General features: G+C 70.8%; 15 protein-coding genes. 5 read left to right on the top strand and 10 right to left on the bottom strand.

Features of this window, described 5'->3' with window-relative positions:
- Positions 1–495: 495 nt before the first annotated feature.
- The 3 genes from OG788_RS27290 to OG788_RS27280 all read right to left on the bottom strand — a co-directional run bounded on the left by OG788_RS27290 (position 496) and on the right by OG788_RS27280 (position 4266).
- Complete coding sequence (locus OG788_RS27290; RefSeq protein ID WP_406374059.1) at positions 496–1563, bottom strand: LCP family protein; 1068 nt, start codon at positions 1561–1563, stop codon at positions 496–498.
- A gap of 116 nt (positions 1564–1679) precedes the next feature.
- The gene (locus OG788_RS27285; RefSeq protein ID WP_406374057.1) at positions 1680–3062 is read right to left on the bottom strand and encodes an endo-1,4-beta-xylanase; all 1383 of its coding nucleotides are present in this window, start codon (positions 3060–3062) and stop codon (positions 1680–1682) included.
- 175 nt (positions 3063–3237) lie between these two features.
- Positions 3238–4266 carry a LacI family DNA-binding transcriptional regulator gene (locus OG788_RS27280; protein ID WP_356468868.1) on the bottom strand — a complete coding sequence of 343 codons (1029 nt, stop codon included), beginning with the start codon at positions 4264–4266 and terminating at the stop codon, positions 3238–3240.
- A gap of 138 nt (positions 4267–4404) precedes the next feature.
- On the opposite strand from OG788_RS27280, the gene OG788_RS27275 reads away from it, so the two are divergent.
- The 4 genes from OG788_RS27275 to OG788_RS27260 are packed head-to-tail and all read left to right on the top strand — an operon-like array spanning position 4405 to position 9896.
- Positions 4405–5712 (top strand): extracellular solute-binding protein, encoded by a 1308-nt coding sequence (locus OG788_RS27275; protein ID WP_351537832.1) that lies wholly within the window; start codon positions 4405–4407, stop codon positions 5710–5712.
- Positions 5713–5714: 2 nt separating this feature from the next.
- The gene (locus OG788_RS27270) at positions 5715–6623 is read left to right on the top strand and encodes a sugar ABC transporter permease (protein ID WP_351537919.1); all 909 of its coding nucleotides are present in this window, start codon (positions 5715–5717) and stop codon (positions 6621–6623) included.
- Positions 6624–6627: 4 nt separating this feature from the next.
- Entirely contained in the window at positions 6628–7527 is a 900-nt protein-coding gene (locus OG788_RS27265) for a carbohydrate ABC transporter permease (RefSeq protein ID WP_406374055.1), read from the top strand.
- Between the two features lie 50 nt (positions 7528–7577).
- Positions 7578–9896, top strand: coding sequence for a glycoside hydrolase family 3 N-terminal domain-containing protein (locus OG788_RS27260; protein ID WP_406374053.1), 2319 nt, complete (start codon positions 7578–7580; stop codon positions 9894–9896).
- A gap of 143 nt (positions 9897–10039) precedes the next feature.
- Here OG788_RS27260 and OG788_RS27255 read toward each other — a convergent pair whose 3' ends face one another.
- The 4 genes from OG788_RS27255 to tsaB are packed head-to-tail and all read right to left on the bottom strand — an operon-like array spanning position 10040 to position 12534.
- Positions 10040–10297 carry a hypothetical protein gene (locus OG788_RS27255; protein WP_351537841.1) on the bottom strand — a complete coding sequence of 86 codons (258 nt, stop codon included), beginning with the start codon at positions 10295–10297 and terminating at the stop codon, positions 10040–10042.
- On the bottom strand, positions 10294–11397 hold the full coding sequence (tsaD, locus tag OG788_RS27250) for a tRNA (adenosine(37)-N6)-threonylcarbamoyltransferase complex transferase subunit TsaD (RefSeq protein ID WP_406374051.1): 1104 nt from the start codon (positions 11395–11397) through the stop codon (positions 10294–10296). Before tsaD ends, OG788_RS27255 begins: the two co-directional genes overlap by 4 nt.
- A complete protein-coding gene (rimI, locus tag OG788_RS27245) occupies positions 11390–11863 on the bottom strand; it encodes a ribosomal protein S18-alanine N-acetyltransferase (RefSeq protein ID WP_351537922.1) in 474 nt (157 codons plus the stop codon). The genes tsaD and rimI overlap by 8 nt, the downstream gene beginning before the upstream one ends.
- Before the next feature lie 17 nt (positions 11864–11880).
- On the bottom strand, positions 11881–12534 hold the full coding sequence (tsaB, locus tag OG788_RS27240) for a tRNA (adenosine(37)-N6)-threonylcarbamoyltransferase complex dimerization subunit type 1 TsaB (RefSeq protein ID WP_351537846.1): 654 nt from the start codon (positions 12532–12534) through the stop codon (positions 11881–11883).
- A 110-nt stretch (positions 12535–12644) separates the two neighbouring features.
- Between tsaB and OG788_RS27235 the strand changes: the two genes are divergently transcribed.
- Entirely contained in the window at positions 12645–13199 is a 555-nt protein-coding gene (locus OG788_RS27235) for a hypothetical protein (protein WP_406374049.1), read from the top strand.
- A 20-nt stretch (positions 13200–13219) separates the two neighbouring features.
- On the opposite strand, the gene OG788_RS27230 is transcribed toward OG788_RS27235, so the two are convergent.
- From OG788_RS27230 to OG788_RS27220, 3 genes are all read right to left on the bottom strand, one after another.
- A complete protein-coding gene (locus tag OG788_RS27230; protein WP_406374047.1) occupies positions 13220–13408 on the bottom strand; it encodes a hypothetical protein in 189 nt (62 codons plus the stop codon).
- A 166-nt stretch (positions 13409–13574) separates the two neighbouring features.
- Positions 13575–14099: a tRNA (adenosine(37)-N6)-threonylcarbamoyltransferase complex ATPase subunit type 1 TsaE gene (gene tsaE / locus OG788_RS27225; RefSeq protein ID WP_406376855.1), complete on the bottom strand. Its 525-nt coding sequence runs from the start codon at positions 14097–14099 to the stop codon at positions 13575–13577.
- An 88-nt stretch (positions 14100–14187) separates the two neighbouring features.
- Positions 14188–15408: an alpha/beta fold hydrolase gene (locus tag OG788_RS27220; RefSeq protein ID WP_406374046.1), complete on the bottom strand. Its 1221-nt coding sequence runs from the start codon at positions 15406–15408 to the stop codon at positions 14188–14190.
- Positions 15409–15483: the final 75 nt, after the last annotated feature.

The raw sequence follows: 15483 nt of genomic DNA, 5'->3' as shown, positions 1-15483 counted from the left end.
GATCGAGAGGTCGGACTCGTCGGCGAGCCGGTCGATGTACGTCGCGATCGATGCCTCGCGGGTGGGCAGATGTGCGAAGCCCCGACCCGTCCGTGGGGTTTGGTCGGGCGCCGACCGTTTTCCGTAACCCGGATTGGCCAGGGGATGGGCGGAGGGGCGCAGGGCAGCACTAGGCTGGGTGACAGCCATGGATCGACTCTCTTTCGATCTACGTGGTCAGACCCCCGCGCGGTGCGCCAACACCCACGGGGGTCGAAGTTTTCCCGGCGCACGCTACACGCCTGCCACGCTCCGCCGCGACCCGATCACGAAAAGTCATATCCCCTGGCCCGGACGGCACTTCGGCCGTCGGCAAGGGAGGGAGGGCGGGTTGGACCTCCCGCCCATTCCATGCAAAAGAGGCTCGAATCCCGAGCCCCGAAGCTCAAGTCCCGCGGACCGGCTCCGACAGAATCACCCGAGTCGTGGCGTCACGTGAGCGAAGCCCGGGGATCGCTACTTGAGCGAGGCCCACAGGTCGCTCGCCTCCGGTTCGTTCGCGATCACCCTGTTGCGGTCCGACGGAGCCGTCACCACCGGCATCATCACCGTCGTGACCTCGTCGGACGAGAGGGACTTCAGGCTCTGGCCGAGTTTCATCAGCTCGCCGAGGGAGTCCAGCCCGGTGTCCGTCGTCAGGCTGCCGGTGACCGCGTTCGCGACGCTGTAGAGCATGGCCGGGTCGGTGAGCAGACCGGCCGACGAGACCTGCCCCAACAGGGCCTTCACGAGCTTCTGTTGGAGGCCTATGCGGCCCAGGTCGCTGCCGTCTCCTATGCCGTGCCGGGTGCGGGCGAGCGCCAGCGCCTTCGTGCCGTCGAGGTGATGCTCGCCCGCGGTGAGATGCAAGTGGCTCTGGTCGTCGTCGATGTCCTCGTCCGTGGTGACCGTGACACCGCCGAGCGCGTCCACGAGGGCCGCGAAGCCGGAGAAGTCGATCTCGATGTAGTGGTCCATGCGGACATCGGTCAGGGACTCGACCGTCTTCACCGCGCAGACCGGGCCGCCGATCGAATAGGCGCTGTTGAACATCGCGTTGTACGCCACCGCCGTCGTCCCGCCGGAGGAGGTGGGGCAGGCCGGCCGGGTCACCAGGGTGTCCCGGGGGATGCTCACCACGGTCGCCCGGGTGCGCCCCTCGTCGATGTGCACGACCATCGCCGTGTCGGAACGGGCGCCGGAGCTGTCGCCGCCGCCGAGCTTCGCGTTCGCCTTGCCGCTGCGCGAGTCGGAGCCGAGGACCAGGATGTTGAGGGCGCCACTGGGAAGCGGGGAGGCGGAGGCAGAGGCGGACGCCGGGGACGAGGGCGTCGCCACCGCCTTCGCCGGGCGGTCGTCGCCGAGCGCGCTGTTGATGTCGACACTCTTGATGTTCTGGTTCAGATGCCAGTAGGCCCAGCCCGCCGTGCCGACGCCCAGCACCAGCAGTCCCGCCAGGGTGAGGCCGGCGGCCTTCAGTACCCGCGACCGCCGGCCCACCGGCCCGACCCCGACCCCGTCCCCTATGTCCTCGTGTCCCGTCACGAGGAGGAACGTAAGTCCGAATTATTAGGGGACTGTTAGGGAAAGAGGCGCGAAACGATTTTCTTCGGAAACTCTCACGCTTCTCAGAACAGCCTCACACCGGCCGCCGTACAACCTCAGCCCAGCGTCACCGTGGGCACCGGATTGCTCCCGCTCCAGGAGGCGTTGAACCCGAAGGTCACGGAGCCCCCGTCGGGCACGGTCCCGTTGTAGGAGGCGTTGGCGCAGCTCACCGCCGTGCCGGTCTGGGTGCAGGTCGCGTTCCAGGCCTGGGTGATCCGCTGGCCCGCGCCGTACGTCCAGTTCACCTTCCAGGACGCCAGCGCGGCCCCGGAGCACGCGACGCGCACCTGCCCAGTGAAGCCGGTGTTCCACTGGCTCTGGACGCTGTAGGTCGCCGTGCACGCGCCCGTGGGCGGCGGTGTCGAGGTGCCGCCGAGCGAGGTCGCGATCGCGTAGTACGCCGGTTTCGGCGCGTAGCTCTCGTCGTACGGTGTCGCCGCGCCGTAGCCCGAGAAGACGTCCGGGATCCAGGAGTCGGAGTCGGTGAAGCCCCAGACGGTCACGCCGTAGCAGCGGGTCACGGCGACACAGGCGTCGAACACGGCCTTGTAGTCGGCGGCCTGCTGCGCCAGTTTCGTGCTGTCGGACGGGAGTTGCATCCGGATGTCCAGCTCCGTGATCGCGACATCGACGCCGAGGTCGGCGAAGCGCTGGATGTTCTGCTGGAGGGTGCCGGGCACCTGGCCGAGGATGAGATGGGCCTGGAGGCCGACGCCGTCGATCGGGACGCCGCGCTCCTTGAGGGATTTGACCAGGTTGTAGAGGGCGGTGCTCTTCGCGTTGACGCCCTCGACGTTGTAGTCGTTGATGTAGAGCTTGGCGCTCGGATCGGCGGCGTGCGCCCAGGTCAGCGCCTGGGCTATGTAGTCCGCGCCGAGGCCGTTGTACCAGAGCGTCGAGCGGTAGGTGCCGTCCTCGTTGAAGGGTTCGTTGACCACGTCCCAGGCGGCCAGCTTGCCTTTGTAGCGGGTGACTTCGGTGGTGATGTGGTCCTGGAGCAGGCCGTTCAGCTCGGCGGTCGTCCAGGTGCCGTTCGTGAGCCAGCTCGGGTTCTGGCTGTGCCAGACCAGGGTGTGACCGCGCACCTGCTGGTTGCGGGCCTGCGCGAAGGCGACGATCCGGTCGGCCTCGGCCCAGTCGAAGCTGCCCCGGGTGGGCTCGACGGTGCCCCACTTCATGGCGTTGCCCGGGGTCAGCGAGTTGAACTGCGCCCCGGCGATGTCGCCGTACGTCCCGGTCAGTTTGGAGCCGGTGACGGCCGTGCCGATGACCTTGACCTTGGCGGCGGCGAGATCGCGCAGCGGGGTGTCCGCGGCGTGCGCCGTCGTGCCGGCAGCGAGCAGTGCGCCCACGGTCATGGCGCCGGTGAACAGGGCGGCGATGCGGCGTCGTAAGGAAGTGGTTCCGAGGGTTCTGGAGGTTCTGGAGGTTCTCATGGCGGGTGCCTCCGAATGTTTCGGTCGTACAACCGATTGACTTCGGAGGAGTGTGGAGCGGGATGCCCCACGCGTCAACACCGTCCCCGCGCCAACTTCGGCCCCGTAGCGGCACCCGGGCCCCGCAGCTCACTCCGGACCGCTCAAGCCCCCCGCCGCACCCGCTCACGCCCGCTCACGCCGGAGGCGCCCCCGTGCTGCTGCGTACGACCAGGCTCGTCGCCAGCTCGATCCGCGTCCCGGCCGACGGCCTTTCCTGGCGGCCCAGGTCGAGCACCAGCTTCGCCGCCGCCTCGGCCATCTCCGTCAGCGGCTGTCGTACGGTCGTCAGGGGCGGGCCCACCCAGCGCGCCACCGGCAGATCGTCGAAGCCGACGACGCTCAGGTCCTCGGGGATGCGCAGCCCCAGCTCACGGGCCGCCTCGTAGAGTCCGAGCGCCTGGAGGTCGTTGCCGGCGAAGACGGCCGTGGGCCGGTCGGGGCGGCGCAGCAGTTCGAGGCCGATGCGGTAGCCGGCCTCGTGGTGGAAGTCTCCGGCGGCGATCAACGAGGGGTCGACAGGCAGCCCGGCCGTCTCCAGTGCCGCACGGTAGCCGTCGACCCGCGCCCGGCTGCACATCATCCGTGACGGCCCGCTGATGGCGCCGATCCGGGTGTGGCCGAGCTCGACGAGGTGGCGGGTGGCGGCGAGGCCGCCCTGCCAGTTGGTGGCGCCGATGGAGGGCACGTCGACGCCCGGGTCGCCCGCCGGGTCCATCACCACGAACGGGATGGATCGGCTGGTCAGCAGGGCGCGCTGGGAGTCGTCGAGGCCCGAGAGGACGAGGACCACGCCGTGCGGGCGGCGGGCGGCGACCTGGTCGGCCCAGGTCCGGCCGGGGGTGAGCCGCCCGGCGGACTCGGAGAGCACCACGCTGAGGCCGGCCTCCCGGGCGACGTTCTCCACGCCCCGGATGACCTCCATCGCCCAGGCGCTCTCCAGTTCGTGGAAGACCAGGTCGATCAGCGGCGAGCGGGAAGCCTCGGCCCGGCGGCGTCGGTAGCCGTACGCGTGCAGCAGCTCCTCGACGCGGGAGCGGGTCGCGGGGGCGACGTCGGCGCGGCCGTTGAGGACCTTCGAAACAGTCGGAGCCGACACACCGGCTTCCCGGGCGATCTCGGCCAGCGTCGCCGTCTGAGGTTCTGCGGACTTCCCAGGCTTCATGCCGGCGATCGTATATCTGCACGACCCCTTGACGGACCCATCGGATCGTCTTACGTTCCCGGAACATTCGAAATATGACTCGAAACATTCGCGGGGGCTCATCGGCGAGCCTCCGCGCTTACCGAGAGGTGCCGTCCTATGGAGTCCTACAGCAGACGTTGGTTCCTCGGCGCGGGCACGGCAGCCCTGGCTTCCGTCGGCGGGCTCACCGCCTGCGGCTCCGGCGGCGGCTCGGGCTCCGACGGGACGCTCACCGCGTTCGTCTACGGTGACGACGCGGCGAAGATCCAGGTCAAGTCCGTGAACCGGTTCAACGCGTCGGCCGCCGCGAAGAAGGCCAAGGGCACGATCAAGCTGCAGAAGGTGCCCGCCACCGACTACCCGGCCAAGCTGCGTACGGCGATGGGCTCGCCCAACGCCCCCGACGTGTTCTTCAACTGGGGCGGCGGCTCCATCAAGGCCTACCGCGAGGCCGGCCAGCTCGTCGACCTGACCGACGTCATCACGTCCGACTCCGTGCTCAAGAGCGGCTTCCTGCCCTCGGTGCTGGCGTCGGGCGGACTGGACGGCAAGAACTACGGCGTGCCGATGCGTGGCATGCAGCCCGTGATCCTCTTCTACAACAAGACGGTCTTCGAGGAGAACAAGCTCCAGCCGCCCACCACCTGGGACCAGTTGCTGGACATCAACACCAAGCTGAAGAAGGCGGGCATCACGCCGTTCGCCCTGGGCGGAGCGGACATCTGGCCCGAGCTGATGTGGCTGGAGTACCTGGTCGACCGGATCGGCGGTCCCCAGGTCTTCGAAAAGATCAAGAACGGTGACGCCACCGCCTGGGGCGACCCGGCCGTCCTCAAAGCCGCCCAGACGGTCAAGGAACTGATCGACGACGGCGCCTTCGGCAAGGGCTACAGCTCGGTGGGTTACGGCAACGGCGGCGCTCCCGCGGTCTTCGCCAAGGGCAAGGCCGCGATGCACCTGATGGGTTCGTGGGAGTACTCCACGCAGCTCGGCAAGTTCCCCGACTTCGCCAAGAAGAATCTGGGCTGGTGCGCCTTCCCGGAGATCGAGGGCGGCGCCGGCGACATCCGCAACGTGGTCGGCAACCCGACCAACTACTGGTCGGTGAACGCCCGTACCTCCAACAAGGACGCGGCGATCGCCTTCCTGCGGGACTCCGCCTCCCTGGCGTACACGAAGGAACTCATAGCCAACGGCGACGTCCCGGCCACCTCGAACGCGGCGACCCTCCTGGACGCCTCGCCGAACCCGGAGTTCGCCAAGTTCCAGTACCAGATGGTGCAGCAGGCCCCGGCGTTCACGCTGAGCTGGGACCAGGCGGTCGACCCGGACGTGTCGACCCCGATGCTCACCGAGGTCAACAAGCTGTTCGTGGGCAAGTCCTCGCCGACGCAGTTCGTGTCGGCGCTCAAGGAGCTGAAGTGAGCGTGACGCACGTCAAGGGCGGCCCGCGGAACGACGCGGGCCGCCCCCGCTCCGGCCGACGCAACAGGGCCGGCCGCCCGAGCGCGGCGCTGGCCCTCCCCGGCGTCCTGTTCTTCGCGTTCTTCGCCCTCGCCCCGATGGTCCTGGCCTTCTACCTGTCGTTCACCAGGTGGAACGGCCTGGGCGATCCGGAGCCGGCCGGTCTGACCAACTGGCGCAAGCTGCTGAGCGACGACCGGCTGACCCAGTCCCTGACGGTCACCGTCGGGCTGACCGTGGTGAGCTGGGCGTTCCAGACGGTGATCTCGCTGCTGCTGGGCGTGTGGGCGGCGGGCAGGCAGCGCAACCGCGCGGTGCTGTCGGCGATCTTCTTCGTGCCGTTCCTGCTGTCGTCGACGGCGATCTCGCTGCTGTTCTACGCACTGCTGGACCCGAACTTCGGCATCATCCACAAGGACACCCTGGGCACGACCAGCGGTGCGTTCCTCGCGATCGTGTTCGTCGGCGGATGGCAGTTCATCCCCTTCCACACCCTGATCTACCAGGGCGGAGCACGGCAGATCCCCGAGGTGCTCTACCAGGCGGCGGCGATCGACGGGGCCGGACGCCTGCGGCAGTTCTTCTCGATCACGCTGCCACAGCTGCGCAACACGGCGACGACGTCCGGCGTGCTGATGGTCGTCGGTTCGCTGACGTACTTCGAGACGGTCCTGATCCTCACCCAGGGCGGTCCCGGCACCGACACGGCGATCCTGCCGTACCTGATGTACCAGGCGGGCTTCAAGAGCTACGACTTCGGCTACGCGAGCGCCGTCGCCTCCTTCCTGGTGATCGCGGCGACCGCGTTGTCCCTGCTGATGGTGAAGCTGTCCGGCTTCGGCGCGATGCGCAGCACCCGGGAAGGGATGTGACGACATGTCACACGACACATTGCCGCGTCCTGTGAAGGCGGACTCCACCCCGACGGGCGAGCGGCCCGCGCGCCGCCGCAGGCACTGGGCCAGGCGCGCCAACCCGCTCGCCGGCGCCGGCACGCTGATCTGGCTGGCCGTCGTGATCATCCCGATCTACGCGATGTTCTCGGCCTCGCTCACCCACCAGGACGAGGCGCTGGGCCACAACGCCCTGAAGCCGCCGTCCCATCCGACCCTGGACAACTACAACACCGTCCTGCACAACGGCTTCGGCCACCTGCTGTGGAACACGGTGCTGGCGGCGGCCGGAGTCGTCCTGATCGTCCTGGTGCTGTGCGTCCCGCTGTCCTACGTGGCCGTGCGCACCCGCAGCGTCTGGTCGGGGGCCGCGTTCCGGCTGTTCCTGCTGGGCGTGGCGATCCCGGCGCAGGCCGTCGTGGTGCCCCTCTACCTGATGATCGCCAAGCTGAACCTCTACGACAGCCTGCTCGCGATCGTGCTGCCGACGGCCGCGTTCGCCATGCCGGTGTCGGTGCTGATCCTCACCGGCACGCTGCGGGACATCTCCGAGGAGATGTACGAGGCGATGGCGCTGGACGGCGCCTCCACCACCCGGATGCTGTTCCAGCTCGTCATCCCGATGTCCAAGGGCGGCATCAGCACCGTCGTCATCTACGCGGCGCTGCAAGCCTGGAACGGCTTCCTCTTCCCGCTGATCTTCACCCAGTCCGACGGACCACGGGTGCTGACCCTCGGCCTGTTCAACTACGTGAGCGAGTTCGGCGTGAACATTCCCGCGATCCTCGCCTCGGTCGTCCTCTCCGGTGTCCCGATCTTCATCGTGTACCTGGTGGCCCGGCGCGCGCTGGTCGGCGGCCTCATGGGTGTGGGCGGCAAGTGAACGTGTACGACCAGGGGCGCTCGAACCCCCCTTTCCCCGACAGGAGTTCCATGACCACCGCTCCCTGGCGCGATCCCGCCCTGCCCGCCGCGACCCGCGTCGACGACCTGCTCTCCCGGATGACCCTGGAGGAGAAGACCGCCCAGCTGTACGGCGTGTGGGTGGGCGCCGACACGGACGGCGGCGGAGTCGCCCCGCTCCAGAGCGAGATGTCCTCCGACTACGACTGGGACGAGCTGATCACCCGCGGTCTCGGCCAGCTCACCCGCTCGTTCGGCACCGCCCCCGTGGACCCGGCGCTGGGCGCGCAGGCCCTTGCCCGCGCCCAGCGCCGGATCATCGAGGCGAGCCGCTTCGGCATACCCGCGGTCGCCCACGAGGAGTGCCTGGCGGGCTTCACGGCATGGCAGGCGACGGCGTACCCGGTCCCGCTGTCCTGGGGCGCCACCTTCGACCCGGAGCTGGTGGAGGAGCTGGGCCGGCACATCGGCGACGACCTGCGCTCGGTCGGCGTCCACCAGGGCCTCGCCCCGGTCCTGGACGTGGTCCGCGACCTGCGCTGGGGCCGGGTGGAGGAGACGATCGGCGAGGACCCGTACCTGGTCGGCACCGTCGCCACCGCCTATGTGCGGGGCCTGGAGTCGGCCGGGATCGTGGCCACGCTCAAGCACTTCGCCGGATACGCGGCCTCGGCCGGGGCCCGGAACCTGGCGCCGGTGCGCGCGGGGGTGCGCGAGCTCTCCGACATCACGCTGCCGCCGTTCGAGATGGCGCTGCGCGAGGGCGGCGCCCGTTCGGTGATGGCCGCCTACAACGACACGGACGGCGTCCCGGCGTCGGCCGACCCGCAGCTGCTGACCGAGCTGCTGCGCGACGAGTGGGGCTTCACCGGCACGGTGGTCTCGGACTACTTCGGCATCGGCTTCCTCCAGACGCTGCACCGGGTGGCCGGCACCGAGGCCGAGGCGGCGCACAAGGCGCTGGAGGCCGGCATCGATGTCGAGCTGCCCACGCTGAAGTGCTACGGCGAGCCGCTGGTGGCCGCCGTCCGCGCGGGCACCGTCCCCGAGTCGCTGATCGACCGGGCGGCCGGCCGGGTGCTGCTCCAGAAGTGCGAACTCGGTCTGCTGGACGAGGACTGGCAGCCGGAGACCGGCCGCCCCGTCGACCTGGACTCCGCGGGCAACCGGGCGCTCGCCCGCAAGCTCGCCGAGGAGTCGGTGGTCCTGCTGGACAACGCGGACGGCGTGCTGCCGCTGGCCCCGGACACCAGGATCGCGGTGGTCGGTCCGCGCGCGGCGGACCCCCTGGCGATGCTCGGCTGCTACTCGTTCCCCTCGCACGTGCTCACGCACCACCCCGAGGTGCCGGCCGGCGTGGACATACCGACCGTGCTCGACTCGCTGCGCGCCGAACTGCCGGACGCCAAGGTGACGTTCGCGCAGGGCTGCGGGGTCTCGGAACCGGACCGGTCCGGCTTCGACGAGGCGGTGGCACGGGCCGCCGAGGCAGACGTGTGCGTGGCGGTGCTCGGTGACCGGGCCGGGCTGTTCGGCCAGGGCACCTCCGGCGAGGGCTGCGACGTGGCCGACCTCGGCCTGCCGGGCGTGCAGGGCGAGTTGCTGGACGCGCTGGTCGCCACCGGGGTCCCGGTGGTCCTGGTGCTCCTCACCGGTCGCCCCTACGCGCTGGGCCGCTGGCAGAACCGTCTCGGCGGCGTGGTCCAGGCGTTCTTCCCGGGCGAGGAGGGCGGCCCCGCGGTGGCGGGCGTGCTCTCCGGCCGGGTCTGCCCTTCGGGCAAGCTGCCGGTGAGCGTGCCGCGCGACCCGGGCGGCCAGCCGTGGACGTACCTCCAGCCGCCGCTGGGCCTCGCGGGCGAGGTCAGCAACCTGGACCCGACGCCGCTGTACCCGTTCGGCCACGGCCGCTCGTACACGTCGTTCGACTGGGAGCCTGCCGAGGTTCCCGAGACCGGGACCGGCACCGAGATCGGCACCGCCGGCTCGTACGACGTGTCGGTGACCGTCCGCAACACCGGTGAGCGCGCGGGCGCCGAGGTCGTCCAGCTGTACCTGCACGACCCGGTGGCCTCGGTGACCCGCCCGGACGTACGGCTGATCGGCTACCGGCGCCTGGACCTGGCACCGGGTGAGGCCCGCCGGGTGACCTTCCGCTTCCACGCGGACCTCTCCGCGTTCACCGACCGCACCGGCACCCGGATCGTCGAACCGGGCGCCCTGGAACTGCGGCTCGCCGCCTCCAGCGCGGACGTACGCCACACGGCCCGGCTGAACCTGACAGGTCCGGTACGGCAGTTGGGCACGGACCGGCGCATGCGCTGCGAGACCGAGGTCGCGCGGGTGTCCTGACCCGAGGGACGGTCCGTTCCGGGTTCCGGTCGCCGGGTCAGGCCTGCGTGACCGGAACCCGGAGACCCGGCCTGCGTGACCGGGTCTCCGGGATGCGAACCGCCGCCCACCCGCCCGGAGACACGCCGGCCGAGGGGCGGCGGTCAGTGCGCGTGTACCGACTCGAAGCGCCACCTGTGCACCGCCCGAGTCACCAACTCACCGTCGGGCTCCGGAAGTTCGGGAAGCTCGGCGTCGTACGCGGCGTCCCACCAGGTGATGACGAGCACCCGGTCCTGGGGCGCCCTCAGGATCTCCCGCCGCACCGGCTCCCCACCGATCTCCTGCCCCCGCACCCAGGCGAGCAGTTCCTCGCCCCGGCCTGTGACGGCCCGGGCCTCCCACATCAGCGCGACGGTCACGAGTACAGGTTCTCCTTGGCGACCTCGTGCACGTGATCGTGCGTATGCGCCTGCCCGCGCCCCGGCACGTGCGGGTCCGTCACCGGCAGCGACGAGTCCGCCGACAGATCCCAGTCGGAGGCGGCCCGGTTCCGGGCGACCATCTCGGCGCCCAGTGCGGCGACCATCGCGCCGTTGTCCGTGCAGAGCTTCGGACGCGGCACCCTGAGCCGGATCCCGGCCGCCTCGCAGCGCTCCTGGGCGAGCACCCGCAGCCGCGAGTTCGCGGCCACGCCGCCGCCGATCATGAGGTGGTCGACGCCCTCGTCCTTGCAGGCGCGGACGGCCTTGCGGGTGAGCACGTCCACCACGGCCTCCTGGAAGGACGCGGCCACATCACGCACGGGCACGTCCTCCCCGGCCGCCCGCTTGGCCTCGATCCAGCGGGCCACGGAGGTCTTCAGACCGGAGAAGGAGAAGTCGTAGGCCGGATCGCGCGGCCCGGTGAGCCCGCGCGGGAACGCGATGGCCTTCGGGTCGCCCTCCTTCGCGTACCGGTCGATGACCGGGCCGCCCGGGAAGCCGAGGTTCAGCACGCGCGCGATCTTGTCGAAGGCCTCGCCCGCCGCGTCGTCGATGGTCGCGCCCATCGGCCGTACGTCGGAGGTGATGTCGGTGGACAGCAGCAGCGAGGAGTGGCCGCCGGACACCAGCAGGGCCATCGTCGGCTCCGGCAGCGCGCCGTGCTCCAGCTGGTCCACACAGATGTGGGAGGCGAGGTGGTTGACGCCGTACAGCGGCTTGCCCAGCGCGTACGCGTACGCCTTCGCGGCCGAGACCCCGACGAGCAGCGCCCCGGCGAGCCCCGGCCCGGCGGTGACGGCGATGCCGTCCAGGTCCCTGGCCGTCACCCCCGCCTCCTTCAGCGCCCGGTCGATGGTCGGCACCATCGCCTCCAGGTGCGCCCGGGAGGCGACCTCGGGCACGACCCCGCCGAAGCGCGCGTGCTCGTCGACGCTCGACGCGATCGCGTCCGCGAGCAGGGTGTGCCCGCGGACGATGCCGACACCGGTCTCGTCGCAGGAGGTCTCGATGCCGAGGACGAGAGGTTCGTCAGCCATGGGTCTCTGTTCCTTGTACGGAGGCGGAGGGGTCGTGCAGGCGCATCACGAGGGCGTCCACGTTCCCCGGCTGGTAGTAGCCGCGCCGGAAGCCGATGGGCTCGAAGCCGAAGCGCTCGTACAGCTTCTGCGCGCGGACGTTGTCCACGCGGCATTCGAGCATCACCTCGGCGCAGTCGAAGGCGCTCGCGGCCCGCAGCAGTTCGGTGAGCAGCCGGCCGCCGAGGCCGGTGCCCCACTGGTCCCGCCGCACCGCGATGGTCTGTACGTCGCCCAGGTCTCCCGAGGCGGCGAGGCCGGCGTAGCCGACGAGCAGGTCCCCGTCGCAGGCGACCAGATAGCGCCGGGTCGCCTGCGGTCCGCGGGAGTGGGCGAGCTCGGACCAGAACATGCCCCGGGACCAGGCGTCCACGGGGAACAGTTCCTTCTCCAGCTCCAGGACGGGATCGATGTCCCACCAGCGCATCTCGCGCAGCACGGCGGTCACTTGGGGGTGACCACCTTGTAGTTCTTGGGCACCTGGGCGTCCGGGCGGCGCAGGTACAGCGGCCTGGGCGGCTCGAGTTCCTCGCCGGCGGCCAGCTTCTCCGCGGCCAGGGAGGCGAGCGCGGCGGCCGAGACGTTCTCGGGAGCGCGGGCGTCCGGGAAGGTGTCGGGGTACAGGAGCGCGCCCGCGCCGACGGCGGGCAGCGCGGTGACCGCTGCGTCGATCTCGGCGGGGCGGTCCACGGCGGGCTCCGACAGCCGGGTGCGGCGGTCGGCGTACCGCGCCCAGTAGACCTCCTTGCGCCGGGCGTCCGTGGCGACGACGAACGGCCCCTCGATGTCGGCCGCGTACGCGAGCCCGTCGAGGGTGCAGACGCCGTGCACGGGCACGCCTAGGGCGAGTCCGAAGGTGTCGGCGGTCATGAGGCCGACGCGCAGCCCCGTGTACGGGCCGGGGCCGACGCCCACGACGATGCCGGTGACGGCGTCCAGCTTGAGGCCTGCCTCGGTGAGCACCCGGTCGACGGCCGGCAGCAGCAGCTCTCCGTGCCGGCGCGCGTCCACCTGGCTCGACGAGGCGATGACGGACGTGCCGTCGTGCAGGGCGACGGTCACGGCGGGAGTGGCGGTATCCAGAGCGAGCAAGAGCACGCAAACAGCCTACGGCGCCGGAGCCTGGCGCAAGGCCGCCCGGGACTCCCGTCCCTCGGCTGCTACCGTCACAGCAAGGACGTACGAAGGTCGAGAGGTGGGCACACAAGGTGGCTAGGAGCAGCTCGGGATTCGTGGCCGGGCTCACCGTGGCGGCGATCGCCGCAGTCGGCTTCCTCGCCTTCCAGGCGTCCGCGAACGTTCCGGACACCCTGGGCAAGCCGAGCGCGAGCGTGTCGGCCAAGTCGTCCGCCCCGAAGGCCCCCCGGGACAAGAAGAACCCCACCGCGCTGCCGTCCCCGTCCGGCACCGGCGCGCGGGTCGTGTACTCGGTCGGCGACGACCGGGTGTGGCTGGTCGGGGCGGGCAACAAGGTGAAGCGCACCTTCAAGGTGACCCCGGGCACGGTCGACCCGGCCGCGGGCACCTACGCCGTCACGACGCGTGCGGGAGCGGTCACCGGGTCCGACGGAACACAGATCGAGCACGTCGTGCGGTTCACGCTGGTCAACGGCGTCGCGATCGGCTTCAGCGCCGCGGTGAGCGGCTCCACGGAAGCCCCGGACCCCGAGAAGAAGCTCGGCGGCATCCGGGCGTCACGCGCCGACGGCGACGCGATGTGGGCGTTCGCGACCGTGGGCGCGAAGGTCGTCGTCGTCAAGTAGCGACGCCTGCCGCACCGGCGTCAGGCGGCCTTGCGGGGCCGTTCGGCGACACCTGGCTCGGCCAGCGGTTCGCGGGGCGGCCTGGACACCGCCTCCGCCGCGGCACAGGCCGCCAGCAGATCCCGCATCGACACCCCGGCCGTCGCGCGCGGCGCCGCCGGCACGTCAGGTTCTGAAGCCGGCACTGCAGCCGACTCTGAAGCCGACATGGACGCCTCCTCGGGCTTCGGGGGCAGGCGCAGTTAGGTAGACCTAACTACGTACTGATGTCCATGTGACCACGGCCGGGACGCCGAACGCAATATCTTGCCGACGTCCTGTCGGAACGTTGGCCGAATGTACGAGCGAAAGACGCCCGCCGCGCGAAGACCCCGGTCAGGCCGCGAGCACGGTCAGATCCGCCGCGGCCCAGCGGCGCCCGAGTCCCGTGACCGTCACGTGCCGCACCTCGTCGGTGGCGTCCCCGACGGCCCGGTGGATGACGAGGTGCAGACGGTCCTCGGTCAGCTCCTCGACCTTGCCCTCGCCCCACTCGACGACGATCACGGAGTCGGAGAGCGAGACGTCGAGGTCGAGGTCCTCCATCTCGTCGAGCCCGCCGCCCAGGCGGTACGCGTCGACGTGCACGAGGGGCGGTCCGCCGCCGAGGGAGGGGTGCACGCGGGCGATGACGAAGGTCGGCGAGGTGACCGCGCCACGGACGCCGAGCCCCACGCCGAGTCCGCGGGTCAGCGTCGTCTTGCCCGCGCCCAGCTCCCCGTTCAGCATCACGAGGTCGCCCGCGCGCAGGAGTTTGGCGAGGCGCAAGCCTAGCTCTCTCATCTGCTCGGGCGAGTTGACGGTGAGCCGTACAGCGACGCCGTTCGGAGCCGAGGCGCGCGATGTCGAGATGTCTTCCATCGTCACTCACTTAGCGTAGTACACTTGCCACATCCCGTGAGGGATCGGTTCGGGCTGGACCGCAGCCGAAGGCTGGAAGCCACCTCCGTCAGGAGGAGGCGGAGTCACAGCCACCCACGGTAGCCGTGGTTGGTATCGCCCCGGTGCGGGCGAGCAGATCAGCGAGGCGGTCGGTGACGACCATCGGGTGCTCCAGCATCACCAGGTGCCCCGCGTCCGGTACCAGTACCAACTCTGCGCCCGGCAACGCGTCGGCGATCGCCTCGCTGTGCTCGCTCGGCGTCACCAGGTCCCTGACCCCGGCGAGGACGAGGACCGGCATCTCGGTGAAACGGGCGAGTGCGGCGGTCTTGTCGTGTTCGGTGAACGCCGGGTAGAACTCGGCGACCACGTCGATCGGCGTGCTCTCGATCATCCGCTCGGCGAACCGCTCGACGGCCGGGTCGACGTCACGGCTGGCGAACGAGTACCGCTTGATGACCCCGGCGAACAGATCGGCCGTGGCGCGCCGTCCCCGCTCCACCAGGGCGGCCTGCTGGCCGAGCGCCTTCAGGACGCCGGGGAGCACGCGCCGTACGGCGTTGACGCCGGCGACGGGCAGCCCGAAGTTGACCTCGCCGAGCCGCCCCGACGACGTACCGACCAGGGCGACGGCGACGACCCGGTCGCGGATCAGCTCGGGGAAGTGGTCGGCGAGCGCCATCACGGTCATGCCGCCCATGGAGTGCCCGACGAGCACGATCGGGCCCTCGGGCACCGCCGCCTCGATGACGGCCAGCAGGTCCCGGCCGAGCTGGTCGATGGTGACCGGCGTCCGGTCCTCCAGCTGGGCGACACCCCGCCCGGACCGCCCGTGGCTGCGCTGGTCCCAGTGCACCGTGCGCACCACACCGCGCAGCGCGGCGCGCTGGAAGTGCCAGGAGTCCTGGTTGAGGCAGTAGCCGTGGCTGAAGACGACGGTCACGGGGGCGGGCGCCTTGCGGCCGAAGAGCCTGCGCCGACGCGGGGCGAGCGAGGCTTCGGGCTCGGCCTCGTCGACCTCGTAGTACAGCTCGGTGCCGTCGTCGGCGTACGCCTTGCCCGGCGTCCCGCGCAGCGAGCCGTACGGGCCGGCCGAGTCGAGGGCGAGGCGCGCCTTCTTGCGCATGCCGCGGCCGACCGTGAGCCGCTCGATCGCGACTCCGGCCGCGGCGCCCGCCGCGACCACGCCTATCGCGGCGCCGGCCACTCCGGCCTTGCGCCAGTTCCCGGCGGAGGCGGCGGCCACCGAGGCCGCACTCACGACGACCTCCGCGCTGCTCTCGCTCACGTCCCGCTCCTCTTCGCTCCGGCTGTCGGTTCTCGGCTGGGCGCGCTCCGGTCCGGCTCCCGCCCGCCGTGTTCC

Source organism: Streptomyces sp. NBC_00647, from assembly GCF_045207245.1.
Classification (GTDB): Bacteria; Actinomycetota; Actinomycetes; order Streptomycetales; family Streptomycetaceae; genus Streptomyces.
Note: the sequence above shows the minus strand (reverse complement) of the source record. Positions and strands in the feature narration are given on the sequence as shown.

Coding starts and splice junctions, on each gene's coding strand:
- OG788_RS27285 (WP_406374057.1), bottom strand. CDS start 3,062: ATGAGAACCTCCAGAACCTCCAGAACCCTCGGAACCACTTCCTTACGA.
- OG788_RS27280 (WP_356468868.1), bottom strand. CDS start 4,266: ATGAAGCCTGGGAAGTCCGCAGAACCTCAGACGGCGACGCTGGCCGAG.
- OG788_RS27275 (WP_351537832.1), top strand. CDS start 4,405: ATGGAGTCCTACAGCAGACGTTGGTTCCTCGGCGCGGGCACGGCAGCC.
- OG788_RS27265 (WP_406374055.1), top strand. CDS start 6,628: ATGTCACACGACACATTGCCGCGTCCTGTGAAGGCGGACTCCACCCCG.
- OG788_RS27260 (WP_406374053.1), top strand. CDS start 7,578: ATGACCACCGCTCCCTGGCGCGATCCCGCCCTGCCCGCCGCGACCCGC.
- tsaD (WP_406374051.1), bottom strand. CDS start 11,397: ATGGCTGACGAACCTCTCGTCCTCGGCATCGAGACCTCCTGCGACGAG.
- rimI (WP_351537922.1), bottom strand. CDS start 11,863: ATGCGCTGGTGGGACATCGATCCCGTCCTGGAGCTGGAGAAGGAACTG.
- OG788_RS27230 (WP_406374047.1), bottom strand. CDS start 13,408: ATGTCGGCTTCAGAGTCGGCTGCAGTGCCGGCTTCAGAACCTGACGTG.
- tsaE (WP_406376855.1), bottom strand. CDS start 14,099: ATGGAAGACATCTCGACATCGCGCGCCTCGGCTCCGAACGGCGTCGCT.